This is a genomic window from Shewanella youngdeokensis (genome assembly GCF_033180165.1).
In the GTDB taxonomy this organism is placed as follows: Bacteria; Pseudomonadota; Gammaproteobacteria; order Enterobacterales; family Shewanellaceae; genus Shewanella; species Shewanella youngdeokensis.
This window is the reverse complement of the sequence record NZ_CP136522.1, coordinates 3,541,553-3,557,907: the sequence shown is the minus strand read 5'-3', so window position 1 is coordinate 3,557,907 and position 16,355 is coordinate 3,541,553. Positions and strand designations below refer to the sequence as shown.

Sequence of the window (16,355 nt, the reverse complement as noted above, 5' to 3'; positions counted from 1 at the left end):
ACGTTGCTCCAATGTCGTCAATATTGAATATATGGCTGATACTAACCGGCAATCTTAGTTAGCAAACAAATCATATAGTCTTTGTATTGTCATGTGTTATTGAGTCGGACTCAAGCGAGTATCAATAAGTTCAGCCATTATTAACAAAGGTTAATTTTTCAGCGTATTATCCTTATGGATTCAGATTGATGCAGCCTTTTCAGTATAGGTGCTATCTTCAATTGTGTTGGGGGGATCTATTGCTTCGAGAGTCGATTGACTATTGTTTGAGTTCGTTGCAGTGATTGACGTCGCTGATGCGCTCCATTGTACGTTGACCTTGTTGAGAAGATGAGTGAGCTCGGTTAGCTGCTTATAATGGTCGTCAACATGATCTGAGACCTCTTGTTTATACTGGCTAAGTTCAAGTTGTGTTTGCTCTAACTGCTTATTTTGACTTTTATCTTTGTTGTTTCTGGTTACTACACTGTGCCCTACATATCCAAATACGCTGCCTATTATAAAGGCAGCAAAAGTTAATGCCCATTCCATAATAATTCCCAATAAAACTGTTAATAAGAGAGACAAGGTCAAATATACATCGCAGCATTCTACCGTGATACTATTTAGTGAAATAGTTTTTAAAAATTAATCATCAAGCAGCTTAATTGGCTGATTTGTGTGTACCCCTACCAAAAGAGAATGAATTACGTGGCGCAATTAACTCCTTGGCAGCATTACCAGCAAGACTTATCGCGGGATGACTTTTCGCATGATTTAGCACAGGAGCTGGCCGTAAAGCAGCTGCAACGTGTTTATGACGAGCTCATTGCGTTGAATGGGCAAGAGACCCGCGGAAATAAACTGTTTTCGTTATTTAGGAAAAAGTCTGCAACCCGAGTGCATGGCTTGTACTTATGGGGTGGAGTTGGCCGAGGGAAAACCTATTTGATGGACACTTTTTTTGACGCCTTGCCAGGTGACAAAAAATTGCGAGCGCATTTTCATCGGTTTATGCATCAATTACATAAAGACTTGGCCTTGCAGCAAGGGCAACAAGATCCGTTAATTGGTATTGCTAAACAGATGGCCGCACAATATCAAGTGATCTGCTTTGATGAGTTTTTTGTGTCTGACATTACAGATGCGATGCTACTAGGGACTTTATTTGAGTGTCTATTTGCTGAAGGTGTTGCCTTAGTTGCTACCTCTAATATTATTCCTGATGAATTATACCGTAATGGCCTACAGCGGGCTCGGTTTTTACCGGCGATTGCAGCCATTAATAAGCACTGTGAAATTTTGAATGTTGACTCTGGTGTTGATTATCGTCTCAGGACATTAGAGCAAGCAGAGATCTACCATTCACCACTAGACGAAAAAGCTGAGCAAAATCTAACAGAGTATTTTAATAAACTGGCACCTGAGTCGGATGTTTCCAGTGAGAGTTTAGCGATTGATGGCCGCAGTATTGAAATTAGGCAACAGGCGCAAGGAGTGTTGCTAATTGATTTTAGATCGCTTTGTGATGGCCCTCGTAGTCAACGAGATTACATGGAGGTGGCTAGACTCTACCATACAGTACTACTCAGTAATGTTGAGCAGATGGGCGAACATTTGACCGGTGATGATATTGCTCGTCGTTTTCTAGCTATGGTGGATGAGTTCTACGAGCGTAATGTAAAGTTAATTATTTCATCGGCAGTATCTTTAGAGGAACTCTATACTGACGGCCTGCTCAACTTTGAATTTAAACGTTGTTGCTCAAGGTTGATAGAGATGCAGTCTCACGATTATTTAGCGCTAGAGCACTTGCCTTAAATTAGGTATGGCTTTAGCGTTTATTTCATAAGGTATTTTAGATACTATACCGCGCCTCATTAATAGTGGTTGAACCTATTAATGAGGTTACGAGAGAGCCGTATGGCGGATGGTTAGCTGGCACGTTTTAAAAGAGATGGTAATTTATCTAAAAATTAGATGATTTTTAACTCAGATTTGTCTATAATCCGCCACCTGCCCTCGTTATCCACCACTCTAGGTGGAAGTTGTAAAGCCTAATTCTTTGCTCGAAGGGGCGGGGAAAGGCATTTTTTGTGTTTTTGCCAATAATGGCATTAGCATGTGAGACAGAATTTTAACATTGGGTTTTTGTAAAATGAAGACTACTTTTACTGCTACACCAGAAACAGTCACTCGTGACTGGTTCGTCGTTGACGCCGAAGGTAAAACTTTGGGTCGTATCGCTACTGAAATTGCTACTCGTCTACGCGGTAAGCATAAGCCAGAGTATACGCCTCATGTAGATACCGGTGACTACATCATCGTTATTAACGCTGAAAAAGTTACAGTGACTGGAAACAAAGCTAAAGGCAAAGTTTACTACTCACACTCTGGTTTCGTCGGTGGCATTAAGCAGATTACTTTTGAGAAGCTGCAAGATCATAAGCCTGAAATGATTATTGAGAAAGCAGTTAAGGGTATGCTACCTAAAGGTCCTTTGGGCCGTGCCATGTTCCGTAAGCTTAAAGTTTACGCTGGTACAGAGCATAACCACGCTGCACAACAACCTCAAGTTCTTGATATCTAAACGGGATTATAGCAATGGCTGCAACTCAATACTACGGCACTGGCCGTCGCAAAACATCTACAGCTCGCGTATTCGCTAAAGTAGGTACTGGTAACATTACTGTTAACAAACTACCTCTAGACGAATACTTCGGTCGTGAAACTTCTCGCATGGTTGTTCGTCAGCCACTAGAGCTAGTTGAAATGATTGATAAGTTAGACATCAATGTAACAGTAAAGGGTGGTGGTAACACTGGCCAAGCTGGTGCAATTCGCCACGGTATTACTCGTGCGTTGATGGAACTTGACGAGTCTCTACGTCCTTCTCTACGTGCTGCTGGTTTCGTTACCCGTGATGCTCGTAAAGTTGAACGTAAGAAAGTTGGTCTACGTAAAGCACGTCGTAAGCCACAATTCTCAAAGCGTTAATTTTCGCTTTCAGAGTTCAAAAAACCCAGCTATATGCTGGGTTTTTTATTGCCCAAAATTCATGTTTTTTGCGTGGATAGATAGGCAAGCTGTTTGCTTCGTAGCCCCAAGCCCCATAGCTCTCCTGAATGCTCCCTTTTAAGTTATAACAAGCATAGTTGCCATGTCGTCGTCAGCCCATCAAGAAGGTAGCTTAACAAGGTGTTGAATGGTAATAGTCGCTATTCCTAGTTGCGTAGACGAGCCATGATCTTAGCTAGAGTTTGCTGCTTAAGGAGAAGGATTTATCAATGACTAAAGTAAGGCTGTTTTATTATGAGGTTCTGTAAACTGTGCCAGCTAATACTTTCCGTGAATACTCTGAAGGTTGCAAATTGAGTAACGCTCTTCATATTGGCAGATGTTGTCATTTAGAGCCATTGTTTGCTTTGGCATTGATATAAGGTTTAAGCCGCTTAGCTTACCTCTATTCTTGTCGTTTTAATGACACAGTGCAGCTTAGCCAGTAGAGAGCACTAGATTCATTTAGTTCTCGCTTGTTGGTGAGATGTTTAATTGTTGTGAATAATGCCTATTGAGTCTATAAAATGATTTCCTGATGTACATCACGGGATAAAGTTAACTTATCCAGTAAAATCTGGCTCTTCATTATCAGTTAAAGTAGGTTACTAAAGTGGAAAATCACTTTCAAATCTACACATTGTTCTACAGGGAAAACGCTCAGTTATGTCTTTGCAGTTAATCATGCTTGCGATCGGTTTGATGCTCGTTATTGAAGGAATTGGTCCATTTTTATTCCCTAATCGTTGGCGCGCATTTTTGAAGGAGATTTCCAATCAAAATCAAAGACTTTTGCAAAGGGTGGGTGGTTCTTTAATCATTGTTGGTGTAATTATATTGATTATTTTTTCATAAATAGCTTGCCTACCGCCCCTATAGATCTGCTAAAATCCCGTTTTAACCACTACCGTGCAGCAAATAATGGGCAAAAACGTTGTAGTTCTCGGCACCCAATGGGGTGACGAAGGCAAGGGTAAGATAGTCGATCTTCTTACCGAACAGGCTAAATATGTCGTTCGCTATCAAGGTGGCCACAATGCTGGTCATACACTAGTTATCGATGGCGACAAGACCGTTCTTCATCTTATTCCATCAGGGATTTTACGCGATAATGTTAAATGCATTATCGGTAATGGCGTGGTGCTTGCACCTGACGCACTGATGAAAGAAATTAACATGCTCAAAGAGCGTGGCGTACCTGTAGAGGAACGTTTATTAATTTCTGAAGCATGTCCTCTGATCCTTCCATTCCATTGTGCATTAGATATGGCTCGCGAAAAAGCGCGTGGCAATAAAGCTATTGGTACAACGGGTCGTGGAATTGGGCCAGCGTATGAAGATAAAGTTTCCCGTCGCGGTTTACGTGTAGGCGATCTGTTTAATGCAGAATTGTTTGCCGAAAAACTGAAAGAAGTGATGGCTTACCACAACTTCATGCTGACTGAGTACTATAAGTGCGAAGCCGTTGATTACGAAGAAACATTAAAATATGCTCTTGGTATAGCTGATTACTTGAAAAGTATGTGCACAGACGTTTCTGAATTGCTTGATCAGGCTCGCAAAGCAGGCGAACCAATTCTATTTGAAGGCGCTCAAGGTACATTACTTGATATTGACCATGGTACTTATCCGTTTGTAACCTCGTCTAATACTACTGCTGGTGGTGTTGCAACGGGTTCAGGATTTGGGCCACGTCACCTTGATTATGTTTTAGGTATCATGAAAGCTTACACGACCCGTGTTGGTGCAGGGCCTTTCCCAACTGAGTTAGAAAACGAAATTGGTGACTACTTAGGAACAAAAGGTCATGAATTTGGTGCAACTACCGGTCGGAAACGTCGTCCAGGTTGGTTAGATATTGTCGCGATGAAGCGCGCAGTTCAAATTAACAGTGTTAGTGGTTTCTGTTTGACTAAGCTAGATGTTTTAGATGGTCTTGAAGAAGTTAAAATCTGTGTGGGTTACCAATATCCAGATGGAACAGTTGCCACAACTACACCTCTAGCAGCAGAAGGTTATGAACAGGTTACTCCTGTTTTGGAAACGCTGCCTGGTTGGAGTGAAAACACTTTCGGTGCGACTTCTGTAGATCAACTGCCTCCGGCAGCAATTAACTACATTAAGCGATTGGAAGAATTATTAGAAACACCAATTGATATTATCTCAACAGGTCCGGATAGAAACGAGACCATGATTCTAGTGAATCCGTTTAGTTAATAAGAAGAGGCCGCGATAAGCGGCCTTTTTATTGGGCGAGGTTAATTGTCGAGTTTATTGCACCCGTTATATTGTTTTGGGTCAGTCGTTGAAGAAGCACCCTGCCATAGCCACCTCTTGGCGGCAACGCAAAACCCTCTGACTCATGTTATAGCCAATAAGTGGCGTATTTTTAGGGTATAATGTGTAATTGTTTGAGCCTTGCAATTAGTGTATTTAACGCGAAAGTTGAGAGAGTAGACAAACATTATCAAGAATAATGTCATGTTCACGGTTAGCTTAAATAGTTAATGTGAAGGTCGTCCTCAAGAAATACGTTATACTGCCGATGACGAAGACAGAGCAAAGTCAAAATATAAATATGTTGATGCATTATTTTGTACTTGAATTTACCTACTGTCACTGAGAATCATTATGCTTCGTTATGTGTTAATTATTGTATTATCGATAACTCCTTTATTGAGTGTGGCTACTCCCAGCGCGGTTGACGTCTATACTCAAGAACAACTAGTCGATTTAATCCGAACTAAACGCTATTTAAAGCAAGTTACCGATGACGATTGTCAAATTGTAGAAGATATTGAAGCAAGGGCTGAAGTACTCAAGCAGCCGTTATATCAATATCTTTGGGCAGAAATGCTCAATTATGGGATCTGCGTAAAGGCTAATCCACCACGCGGGATCTCGATGTTAAAAACCTCAGCACAGCAAGGTAGTGCTGAAGCCATGGTAAGAATGGCTGAGTATTATCATGACGGTAAATTTGTCATGAAAGATAAAGAACGTGCGGTGCACTATGTGTTGCCCGCTGCCGCGACAGGTGATCTACCTGCGCGAATAATGTTGGTTCGGTTGTTTGGTGAAGGCTATGGTAGCCCCCGCGATTATGAAACTGGTTTTCATTGGCTATATAACGAAGTTTTTAGCGATGAAACGGTACAAACCGAAGCTGCTAATTTGTTAAGGGTGCTAGAGGCAAAAATGCCGCCCAGCTCAGTTGCTAGGGCAAAAAAAGAGCACCTAAGAACGCAACAATAAACATCGCTGTCGCAGCGGTGCCAATAATTTGGAAGATGAATGATACAAGATCCGCATATTAAGCGTGAGCAAGAAAACTACGAAAATCCCATCCCAAGTCGCGAGTATATTTTAGAATACTTGCGCTCTCAAACGTCCCCGGTCACTCGTGAACATATCGCCAAAGCACTTAAGCTTGAAGGTGAAGAGCAGCTTGAAGCGATCCGCCGCCGGTTACGCGCTATGGAGCGTGATGGTCAACTAGTATTTACCCGTGGTAAAGCCTATGGCTTACCTGAAAGAATGGATTTACTGACCGGGACTGTCATTGGTCATCGCGATGGTTTTGGTTTTTTGAAGTTAGAAGAGGGCGGTGACGACCTTTATATTAATAACCGTGACATGATGATGTATTTCCACGGTGATAAGGTACTTGCACAAAAAGCTGGTGTTGACCGTAAAGGGCGCCGTGAAGCAAGAATAGTACGTTTAGTAGAGCAGCGCAGCGCCGCGCTAGTTGGTCGTTTTCACCTCGATGCTGGAATGGGCTTTGTCATTGCTGATGATCGCCGTATCACTCAAGAAATTCTCATCGCTGAAGAAGATCGCGCTGGGGCTCGCCAAGGTGATATCGTTGTTTTAGAGCTAACACGTCGACCAGGTCGCTATATAAAAGCGGCTGCAAAAGTAACCGAAGTTCTTGGTCAGCAAATGGCGCCGGGGATGGAAATTGAAATTGCACTACGCAATTATGATTTACCACATGAATGGTCTGGGTTGATTGAGAAAAAGCTGCGCAAAATTCCTGACGAAGTCACTGAAGCAGACAAAGCCGGTCGAATTGATTTACGTCATTTACCGCTTGTTACTATTGATGGTGAAGATGCGCGTGATTTTGATGACGCCGTTTATGCCGAAAAGAAAAAGTCTGGTGGCTGGCGTTTATGGGTCGCTATTGCAGACGTAAGTCATTATGTCCGTACTGAGTCAGCATTAGATAGGGAAGCACGTTCACGAGGTAACTCAGTGTATTTCCCGTCACAAGTTATTCCTATGCTGCCTGAGAAGATATCAAATGGCTTATGTTCGTTAATGCCTGAGGTTGATCGTCTATGTATGGTTGCAGAGATGACTATCTCTGCTGCGGGTAAGTTGTCTGGCTATAAGTTTTACCCAGCTGTTATGCACTCTCACGCACGGCTAACCTACACCCAGGTAGCTGATATGCTTGAGGGAGGAGAGGTGAGCGATAAGCTTGCACCAATATTCCCTCACTTACAGACACTGCAGTCTTTATATCTAACGTTAGATAGCGTTCGTGGAGATCGTGGTGCTATTGCTTTTGAAACAACAGAAACACAGTTTGTCTTTAATGAGCAGCGTAAAATTGAAAAAATTGTGCCGCGTAATCGTAACCAAGCACATAAAATCATTGAAGAGTGCATGATCTTAGCAAACGTAGCTTCGGCTAAGTTTGTTAGAAAACACAAAGGTGAAGTGTTATATCGAGTGCATGAGTCACCTTCAGAGCAAAAGCTAACCAACTTTAAGGATTTCCTTAAAGAGCGTGGCTTGACAATGGAAGGGGGTTTAGAGCCCACACCAAAAGATTACCAAGCTGTGATGGAGCAAGTTGCCGACAGACCCGATGCCGAGTTGATACAAATTATGCTGCTTCGCTCAATGAAGCAAGCAACGTATACCCCAGATAATGAAGGTCACTTTGGCTTGGCATTAGAAGAGTATTCGCACTTCACTTCGCCTATTCGTCGTTACCCTGATTTGATTCTGCATCGCGTGATCCGTTATTTGTTGGAGCAAAAAGAAGGTGAACGCTCAGAGCAGTGGACTGCTGATGGCGGCTACTGCTACAAGATTGAAGAACTTGATCAGCTTGGTATTGAGTGTTCAACCACTGAACGACGCGCAGATGAAGCAACTCGAGACGTGAGTGATTGGCTAAAATGTGAGTTCATGCAAGACCATGTGGGTGACACATTTGATGCAGTGGTCGCATCGGTAACTCATTTTGGTATGTTTGTACGCTTAAATGACCTGTTTATTGATGGCCTAGTGCATATATCAAGTTTGGGGAGCGACTACTACCAATATGATAACATGCGCCAGCGTTTGGTCGGTGAAGCTTCTGGGCAGGTCTATCAAATTGGCGATACCGTTAAAGTAAAAGTTGCTGCGGTCAACCTTGATGACCGTCAAATCGATCTCATGATGGAAGGTGATTCAGCAGGAGGCAAACGTCGTAAGCCGAGCAAGCCCACTACTGCTAGAGACCGAGTGAACCGTGAAAGCGCTAAGGCTGCAGGTAAAGAAAAAAGCGCAGTTAAAGATAAGCGTTCAAGCAGTAAGAGCAAAGCCAAGCCTAAAGCTGGTTCGCGCTTTGGTGCTAAAAATAAATCAAGCAGTGGTGCTAAAGCCACCACGACTAAGACAAAAGCTTCTGCAAAAAAGTCTTCGGCTAAAAAAGCCAAGCCAGCGAAGCGTAAAACGAGTAAGAAATAGATGAAAAAGCAAGATATGACATTTGGTTTGCACGCCGTTGAAGCTGTATTAAAACATAGCCCAGAGCGTGTTATTGAAATGTGGGTACTACAAGGTCGTGACGATGACCGACTAACCGCTATTTTTGAGATCGCGGCGCAATGGGGCGTATCGATTCAATATGCTTCACGCAAAGCGTTAGATGATAAGTCTGCTGGCGGACAGCACCAAGGCATAGTGGCTAAAGTTAAGCCTGCAAAGGTCCTTAACGACAACGATCTTCATGCGATGTTGGACAGTGCAGAAGCAACGCCATTTTTATTAATATTGGATGGCGTAACTGATCCACATAATTTGGGTGCTTGTTTACGTAATGCCGATGCTGCAGGTGTACAAGGTATTATCGTTCCAAAAGATAACTCTGTTGGACTGACTCCAGTCGTCAGTAAAGTGGCTTGTGGCGCAGCTGAAATCGTTCCTTTATATCAAGTTACCAACCTTGCACGCACCATGCGTAGCCTACAAGAGAAAGGTATTTGGATTATTGGTGCTGCTGGCGAGGCTGATTGTGAGCTTTACCAAGCAAGCTTGACCGGTCCGCTTGCTATAGCTATGGGCGCTGAAGGCAAAGGTCTTCGTCGTTTAACACGTGAAAGCTGCGATACGTTAGTATCAATTCCAATGGCAGGGAGTGTTTCAAGTTTAAATGTTTCTGTTGCTACGGGTATTTGCTTGTTTGAAGCGGTGCGACAACGTTTAGTTAACTAAGCGGCATAAATACGCTCTGCGCGTATTGGCGTTATACATGCCGATGGGTCGAATGACCCATCGGTATTTTTGTATTTATTATTGGAAGGTGTAGAGCAAATTAAAAGTGGTAATGGTATCGGTCTGTTGTGAGCCTTCAGGCACCACTTCTGTATATTTCACGTTGAAACCAACTTTAAATGCCCAGTCTTGAAAGAGTGTGTTTTTGTAGTTGATATCCAAGGTTAGTGTATTGTTTTCTTCACCAATCTCAGAGGTTAAATCGGCATTAAGGCTAGTGTACTCTTGGAGTTTTTGTTCAAATTTTGCCGCCGTACGCAAAATGACCTCGCTATTGGACTCTGGGGAAATAAGGCTATCTGTGGCAATAGGTAAGTTATAGCGGTAACCAGGACCAATTTCGAGGCTTAATGTCGTACTAGAGTTGGCGATAGCATCAAAACCATAACCGCCCGATATTGTTGATATTCGGGTGTAACTACCAAATTTATCCCAAGTAAAGTCCCCTCGACCAAATGCATAGCCATTATAAAACTTATAACTTGACTGAAGTTGTATCTCATATTTTTCTGAGGTTGTTTCTTCGTCATCGGCCGCAAAATAGGCTTTAAACAAGCTCTCTTGTCGCATGTCATCGGTATCGTAAACCACTTTGGTTCTACCATTAAAACTGGTCGACTTAGTGTTACCGGTATTGAGTTGGAAGCCTGCTTCAACCTCAGATGTTAAGGCGCTTGGCGGTTCTTGATAGTCGGGCGGAACGAGAGCTAAGGCTGCTGGAGAGCAGAGGAGCACAAAGGCTGCTGTGAAAAATCTAGGCATTATTGTTATTCTTGGCGTACTTTTTAGGTTGAAGTTAAATTGTATACAGTTACATCATACCTAGAATCACCATCAGCGCAAACTAGATTAAACGTATAGAGTAAATCAATGCCTTTACTGTTAGCGCAGTCTTTTGGTTACAAGAGTGAAGCCTTCTAAGTCCTTTAGTTATTCGTTCCTGTTCAATATTAAATAGTGGCAGTTATTGCTTGAATTTTGTCTCTAGTTTATGTAAGATTCCGCGGCTTAAATCAGTCACTTTAATTAGTTCCTTGCCTCTATTAGGTTTGACTGAGCCAACAACGAGGCTAGATAACCGTAAGGAGCAAAAAATGCGTCATTATGAAATCGTATTTTTAGTTCACCCTGATCAGAGTGAGCAAGTGCCAGGTATGATCGAGCGTTACACGGGTATTCTTACCCAAGCTGGTGGTCAAGTACATCGTTTAGAAGATTGGGGCCGTCGTCAATTGGCTTACCCAATCATCGAATTGCATAAAGCTCACTATGTTCTTATGAACGTAGAAGCTACTGCAGAAACTGTTGAAGAACTTGAAACAGCTTTCCGTTTCAACGACGCTGTTTTGCGTAGCATGGTTATGCGTACTAAAGCTGCCATCACTGAAGCATCTCCAATGGCTAAAGCTAAAGACGAACGCGATACACGTCGTTCATCTGAAGAGCGTGCACCTCGTGCAGAAGCTACTGAAGAAGTTAAAGAAAGCGCTGAAAACACTGCTGAGTAAGTTTTTTTGTGACCACAAACAATTTGGTATTAGCCGGAACCATTACGCGTTCTAGACGATTTGATAGCCCAGCAGGCATTGCCCATGTGGTATTGATGTTGGAACACAAATCTCAACGTTATGAAGCAGAAATGTTGCGTAACGTTTATTGTCAAATTCAAGTTGTATTAAGTGGTGAACGCTTTAACAGCGTTGCAGAAAATCTGAAAGCCGGCATGGACATTCAAGTAGAAGGCTTTATTAACCTACAACAGAGTAGGAATGGTCAGAATCGCTTGGTTGTACATGCTGACAAAGTTGAATTGAAAAATTAGGAGACTGTCACATGGCACGTTATTTCCGTCGTCGCAAGTTCTGCCGTTTTACTGCAGAAGGCGTTACAGAGATCGATTACAAAGATATCGTTACTTTGAAGAACTATATCACTGAAAGTGGTAAAATTGTTCCTAGCCGTATCACTGGTACAAATGCAAAATATCAACGTCAACTAGCTCGCGCTATCAAGCGTGCTCGTTATCTTTCTCTACTGCCGTACACTGACTTACATCAGTAATACTGCATAAATTTAGAGGAATATAAAATGAACGTTATTTTACTTGATAAAATCGCTAACCTAGGCAACTTGGGTGACCAAGTTTCTGTAAAAGCTGGTTACGCTCGTAACTACCTTTTACCTCAAGGTAAAGCTGTTGTTGCTAACGCTGCTAACACTGAAGTTTTTGAAGCACGTCGTGCTGAATTAGAATCTAAGTTAGCTGCTGAATTAGCGAAAGCTACAGCTCGTGCAGAGCAAATTACTGCTCTTGAGTCTGTTGTTATCGCTTCTAAAGCTGGTGACGAAGGTAAGCTATTTGGATCTATCGGTAACCGCGACGTAGCTGATGCAGTTACTGCTGCTGGTGTTGCACTTGCTAAAAGCGAAGTGCGTCTACCATTAGGTGCATTGCGCAACACTGGTGATTTCGAAGTTGAAGTTCAACTTCACACTGAAGTTAAAGCTATTGTTAAGCTTTCTGTTGTTGCAGAAGACTAATATTTGCTTTAATACCTCAGGGTATTAGCAAAGCTTTAATTTAAAAACACCGCACTAATTTAATTAGGGCGGTGTTTTTTTATGCCTATAATTTGGCCTACGTAGCTGCGTTCCCCCCCTGAATTACGTATTTTTTTGTTCGGCGGTAATTGAAAGTAATGGCTTTAAAGTGGGGCCGCTGTACGGCTTGCTATTATGATGGTAGCAATAACGCCCAGGCACCTTACTATTAGTCTTGTTTGTATTTCAGTTAAGGTTTGAACTTACCTTAACGGTATGAAAATGATTAAGGCGAGATGACAAAACTGTTATTTTCGAGCCGCCATTGTGATAGTGGCAAGTATAAAAAAGCACCGCCATGGTCAATGGCGGTGCTGTTTGTTGGATTATAAATCTTAAATCGCTAGATTAAACATAAATGATAGCGAAATTAACCTCTAACTAGATCCAACTCTTCGATAAGATTATCTGCGTGATCGACCTCATCCATCATCCACAAGATGTAACGAATATCAACGTGTACAGCGCGCGTGATAGTCGGGTTAAAGAACCAATCTTTAGTAATGGCTTCGTAAGTTGAGTCAAAGTTAAGGCCTACTAGTTCCCCTTTACCATTAAATACTGGTGAGCCCGAGTTACCGCCCGTAGTATCGACACTGGATAAGAAGTTAACTGGCACCGAATTAAATTGCTCTGGCTTATCTAAGCAAGAAAACAGTCGGCATAACCATGATGCTGGATCTTGGTAAACAGTGGTGACTTTATGGTTGCCGTATCGCTGCTCTTCAATCGCTTTTAATAACTTTGTTGGCGCATTAAACGGTTCGATACCAGTATGCTTAGCTGGGATCCCTTCTAAGCGGGTAAAGGGCTGTTTGTAAAGAGCGTCTTTCGACTGGTAGCCATCAACCATGCCATAGGTGATACGCAAGGTACCGTTAGCATCAGGGTAGACTGGCCAGCCATTTGATTTGTTATAAGCAATAATCGCTTTCATGTAATCTGGGCGTGCCATCGACAGCTTACCTGCGAGGGTTTTAGCTTCTTTTTCGGCCTTCATATTGGTTGCATAAAGCGCAACTGCAAGACGAATGAACGGATCATCACTGGCTTCAAATTCCGCAACGCTGGCGTTTGCCCAAGCTAATCGCTTATCAAGATCGGTAAGCGAACTTGCGGCATACCATGTGTCGAGCGTATCAGGTAATGCCGTGTCTGCAGCGCCAATATTGAGTGCCGCGTCGAGTTCAGCAACACGAATGTCTTGGTCAAAGTAGGCTCTTAAATCTTGTAACCACAAGGTTTTATCAACGCTAATAGCAAAAGTAGAGTCAAGGCGCATTAATCGCGCTTTAAACATCTTCATGTCGCGTTCTTGATAGCCTTCTTCACGCTGGGCGTCTGGCTTTGTTTTTTCTTTTGCTAAACGGTACAACTTGTTAGCAGTCTCAAGTAGGGCACTGCTTTGAGCATTCTCGAAGTAGTAATGTGTTTGACGTTGTTTGCGCTGCTCAACTAATGAGCTTTCTAGTGCGTCAAATTGTGTTTGGAAAGACTGGTAAGTTTTATCTGTGGCTAACCATTGCTTGAAATCATTCTCGCGCGCCTGCTTTATACCTGCAATGTCCGTTGCTTTAAACCCGTCGAGCAGACCATTGTATTTTTTCATGCGGTTGGCCATGCTAGCGAGTGTTCCGGCGTATTTAATCTTAACGTCGTTACTGCTGGCGCTCATGTCTTCGATGGTGTCGATACGAAGTTGATAGCGGGTTGCTAGTGTAGGGTATAGCCAATCGCTGGCAAATTTAAGTTCACTGGTTAAGCGGTAGCGACTGGTTGAGCCTGGGTAACCGGCTGCAAATACGCCATCACCGGCTTTAACACCATCGGCATTAATTTTTAGGTGGCTTTTCGGCTTGTATGGTACGTTGTCTTTATTAAAGACGGCAGGCTTACCATCTTTACCAACATAGGCGCGTAAAAAGGTGAAATCAGCTGAATGACGAGGATATTCATAATTATCAATGTCACCACCAAAGGCTCCTGCACTTTCTGGTGGAGCATACACTAAGCGCACGTCACGAATGATGAGCTGCTTTATGAGGTAATATTCTAAGCCATTATGAAAACTCCTGACTGAGCAGCGATAGTTATCATCGGTTTCACAATCTTTAATCAGTGCTTTACGGTTAGCTTGGATATTTTCAAAGCGCTCTAGTGGGTCATCACCGATATTTTGTTTTACTTGCGCTGAAACATCAGTAACGGCTTCAGTAATGTAAAGACGTTCATTTGGGCCCGCTGAAGGCTCTTTGTCTTTCGTGGTTGCTAAAAAACCATCAGCTAGATAATTGTGTTCTTTTTTGCTGTTATATTGAATAGCACGGTAAGCACAATGATGGTTTGTGACAACTAAGCCTTGGGGCGAGACAAAACTGGCGGTACAATAGCCCAAACCGACAACTGCATTCATTGGATAGCGGGTTAAGTCTGCTAGTTGGTCAGCTGGAATATCGATACCACGTTCGTTGAGCTTGTCAGCAATCGACGGCATTTGATATGGCTGCCACTGTCCTTCGTCGGCCTTAACCACAGTGGATGACATCATCCCTGTAGAAAAAGCGATAGCGGCAATCAATGCATTGCGCATGTTTTTTCCTTAAATTTGTTATTGTATGATTTTATTTGCAGGTCGTATTTTTAAACTTGCCTGCTCTGCTTGAGCCTGTTTTATACCACATTTAGCCTAATCGTTGGAATTTTGGAGATTTAATGTCACAGCAACGCCCCTTTAAGGCAAAAGAAAAGCCCAGAGATCTTCAGATGGATGCGCTGAAGATGCCACCGCACTCCATTGAAGCAGAGCAGTCTGTTTTAGGTGGCTTGATGCTTGATTCAGAAGCATGGGACAGAGTGGCCGAATCTGTGGTTAAAGAGGATTTTTATTCTCGCGCACATTCAATGATTTTTACCGCAATGGAATCATTGGTGGCCGCTGGTAACCCAATCGATTTGATTACTGTCTCTGAGCAGTTAGAGCAGGAAGATCAATTAGAAGATGTTGGCGGCTTTGCCTACATTGGTGAGATAGCGAAAAACACACCGAGTGCGGGTAATATTTTATCTTACGCAGACATTGTGCGCGAACGTGCGGTTGTCCGTGACATGATTAAAGTTGCTAATGAGATTGCCGATGCGGGTTTTAACCCCGAAGGGCGTAACTCAAGTGAGCTACTGGATTTAGCTGAGACCAAAGTTTTCAAAATTGCCGAACAGCGCGCTAACGCGAATGAAGGCCCTGAAGGCATTAAGACTATTTTAGAAAAAACCGTCGATAAAATTGAAGAGCTGTATAACAACCCAACTAATGGTGTTACAGGTGTGTCGAGTGGTTTTGGCGACCTCGATAATATGACATCTGGGTTCCAGTCTGGTGATTTAGTTATTGTGGCGGCGCGTCCTTCAATGGGTAAAACCACGTTTGCGATGAACTTATGTGAGCAAGCGGCACTACATGAAGATAAACCCGTACTAATTTTTAGCTTGGAGATGCCCTCTGAGCAAATTATGATGCGTATGTTAGCGTCATTGGGTCGAGTTGACCAAACTAAAATCCGTACCGGTCAGCTCGATGACGACGACTGGGCTCGTGTATCGTCGACCATGGGCATTATGCTAGAGCAAGGCAAGATGTATATCGATGATGGTTCAGGCCTTACTCCGACTGAAGTACGAAGCCGAGCGCGACGTGTGGCACGCGAATATGGCGGGCTATCAATGATCATGATCGATTACCTGCAGTTGATGCAGGTTCCGGCACTTAAAGATAACCGTACCTTAGAGATTTCTGAGATTTCCCGATCTTTAAAAGCGTTGGCCAAGGAACTTGAAATCCCAGTTGTTGCACTATCACAGCTCAACCGTTCATTGGAGCAACGCGCAGATAAACGCCCGATTAACTCGGACTTGCGTGAATCTGGCGCAATCGAGCAGGATGCCGATTTGATCATGTTTATTTACCGTGATGAAGTGTATAACGATGACTCGGAAGATAAAGGCACCGCTGAAATTATTATTGGTAAGCAACGTAACGGCCCTATTGGCCGAGTTCGTTTAACGTTCCAAGGCCAATTCTCGCGTTTTGATAATTATGCTGGGCCGCAGTTTGAAGAAGATTAATTGCTGTTCATAAACGTTTTTATGTAACACAATCAATT

General features: G+C 42.9%; 16 protein-coding genes. 13 read left to right on the top strand and 3 right to left on the bottom strand.

The genetic code is table 11. The features are described from left to right. Positions 1-180: 180 nt before the first annotated feature. Positions 181-531 carry a ZapG family protein gene (locus RGE70_RS15330; protein WP_310472309.1) on the bottom strand — a complete coding sequence of 117 codons (351 nt, stop codon included), beginning with the start codon at positions 529-531 and terminating at the stop codon, positions 181-183. A gap of 159 nt (positions 532-690) precedes the next feature. On the opposite strand from RGE70_RS15330, the gene zapE reads away from it, so the two are divergent. The 8 genes from zapE to rlmB all read left to right on the top strand — a co-directional run bounded on the left by zapE (position 691) and on the right by rlmB (position 9,537). Then, positions 691-1,800, top strand: coding sequence for a cell division protein ZapE (zapE, locus tag RGE70_RS15325; RefSeq protein WP_310472308.1), 1,110 nt, complete (start codon positions 691-693; stop codon positions 1,798-1,800). Positions 1,801-2,137: 337 nt separating this feature from the next. Then, the gene (gene rplM / locus RGE70_RS15320) at positions 2,138-2,569 is read left to right on the top strand and encodes a 50S ribosomal protein L13 (protein ID WP_310472307.1); all 432 of its coding nucleotides are present in this window, start codon (positions 2,138-2,140) and stop codon (positions 2,567-2,569) included. 14 nt (positions 2,570-2,583) lie between these two features. Beyond that, positions 2,584-2,976, top strand: coding sequence for a 30S ribosomal protein S9 (rpsI, locus tag RGE70_RS15315; protein ID WP_310472306.1), 393 nt, complete (start codon positions 2,584-2,586; stop codon positions 2,974-2,976). Between the two features lie 726 nt (positions 2,977-3,702). After that, positions 3,703-3,891: a DUF2065 domain-containing protein gene (locus RGE70_RS15310; RefSeq protein ID WP_310472305.1), complete on the top strand. Its 189-nt coding sequence runs from the start codon at positions 3,703-3,705 to the stop codon at positions 3,889-3,891. 66 nt (positions 3,892-3,957) lie between these two features. Continuing rightward, positions 3,958-5,253 (top strand): adenylosuccinate synthase, encoded by a 1,296-nt coding sequence (locus RGE70_RS15305; protein WP_310472304.1) that lies wholly within the window; start codon positions 3,958-3,960, stop codon positions 5,251-5,253. A 414-nt stretch (positions 5,254-5,667) separates the two neighbouring features. Next, positions 5,668-6,291 (top strand): tetratricopeptide repeat protein, encoded by a 624-nt coding sequence (locus RGE70_RS15300; protein ID WP_310472303.1) that lies wholly within the window; start codon positions 5,668-5,670, stop codon positions 6,289-6,291. A gap of 39 nt (positions 6,292-6,330) precedes the next feature. Then, on the top strand, positions 6,331-8,790 hold the full coding sequence (gene rnr / locus RGE70_RS15295; protein WP_310472302.1) for a ribonuclease R: 2,460 nt from the start codon (positions 6,331-6,333) through the stop codon (positions 8,788-8,790). Continuing rightward, complete coding sequence (gene rlmB, locus RGE70_RS15290; RefSeq protein ID WP_310472301.1) at positions 8,791-9,537, top strand: 23S rRNA (guanosine(2251)-2'-O)-methyltransferase RlmB; 747 nt, start codon at positions 8,791-8,793, stop codon at positions 9,535-9,537. A gap of 78 nt (positions 9,538-9,615) precedes the next feature. Here rlmB and RGE70_RS15285 read toward each other — a convergent pair whose 3' ends face one another. Then, on the bottom strand, positions 9,616-10,359 hold the full coding sequence (locus tag RGE70_RS15285) for a DUF481 domain-containing protein (protein ID WP_310472300.1): 744 nt from the start codon (positions 10,357-10,359) through the stop codon (positions 9,616-9,618). A 332-nt stretch (positions 10,360-10,691) separates the two neighbouring features. On the opposite strand from RGE70_RS15285, the gene rpsF reads away from it, so the two are divergent. Genes rpsF through rplI form a run of 4 tightly spaced genes read left to right on the top strand, consistent with a single transcriptional unit; the run spans position 10,692 to position 12,138 of the window. Beyond that, a complete protein-coding gene (rpsF, locus tag RGE70_RS15280) occupies positions 10,692-11,105 on the top strand; it encodes a 30S ribosomal protein S6 (RefSeq protein WP_310472299.1) in 414 nt (137 codons plus the stop codon). 8 nt (positions 11,106-11,113) lie between these two features. After that, positions 11,114-11,419: a primosomal replication protein N gene (priB, locus tag RGE70_RS15275; protein WP_310472298.1), complete on the top strand. Its 306-nt coding sequence runs from the start codon at positions 11,114-11,116 to the stop codon at positions 11,417-11,419. 11 nt (positions 11,420-11,430) lie between these two features. Continuing rightward, positions 11,431-11,658 (top strand): 30S ribosomal protein S18, encoded by a 228-nt coding sequence (gene rpsR, locus RGE70_RS15270; RefSeq protein WP_005497284.1) that lies wholly within the window; start codon positions 11,431-11,433, stop codon positions 11,656-11,658. A 27-nt stretch (positions 11,659-11,685) separates the two neighbouring features. After that, complete coding sequence (gene rplI / locus RGE70_RS15265; RefSeq protein WP_310472297.1) at positions 11,686-12,138, top strand: 50S ribosomal protein L9; 453 nt, start codon at positions 11,686-11,688, stop codon at positions 12,136-12,138. A gap of 430 nt (positions 12,139-12,568) precedes the next feature. On the opposite strand, the gene RGE70_RS15260 is transcribed toward rplI, so the two are convergent. Beyond that, complete coding sequence (locus tag RGE70_RS15260) at positions 12,569-14,788, bottom strand: S46 family peptidase (RefSeq protein ID WP_310472296.1); 2,220 nt, start codon at positions 14,786-14,788, stop codon at positions 12,569-12,571. Between the two features lie 122 nt (positions 14,789-14,910). Here RGE70_RS15260 and dnaB point away from each other — a divergent pair, with 122 nt between their 5' ends. Continuing rightward, complete coding sequence (dnaB, locus tag RGE70_RS15255; protein WP_310472295.1) at positions 14,911-16,317, top strand: replicative DNA helicase; 1,407 nt, start codon at positions 14,911-14,913, stop codon at positions 16,315-16,317. Positions 16,318-16,355 lie beyond the last annotated feature (38 nt).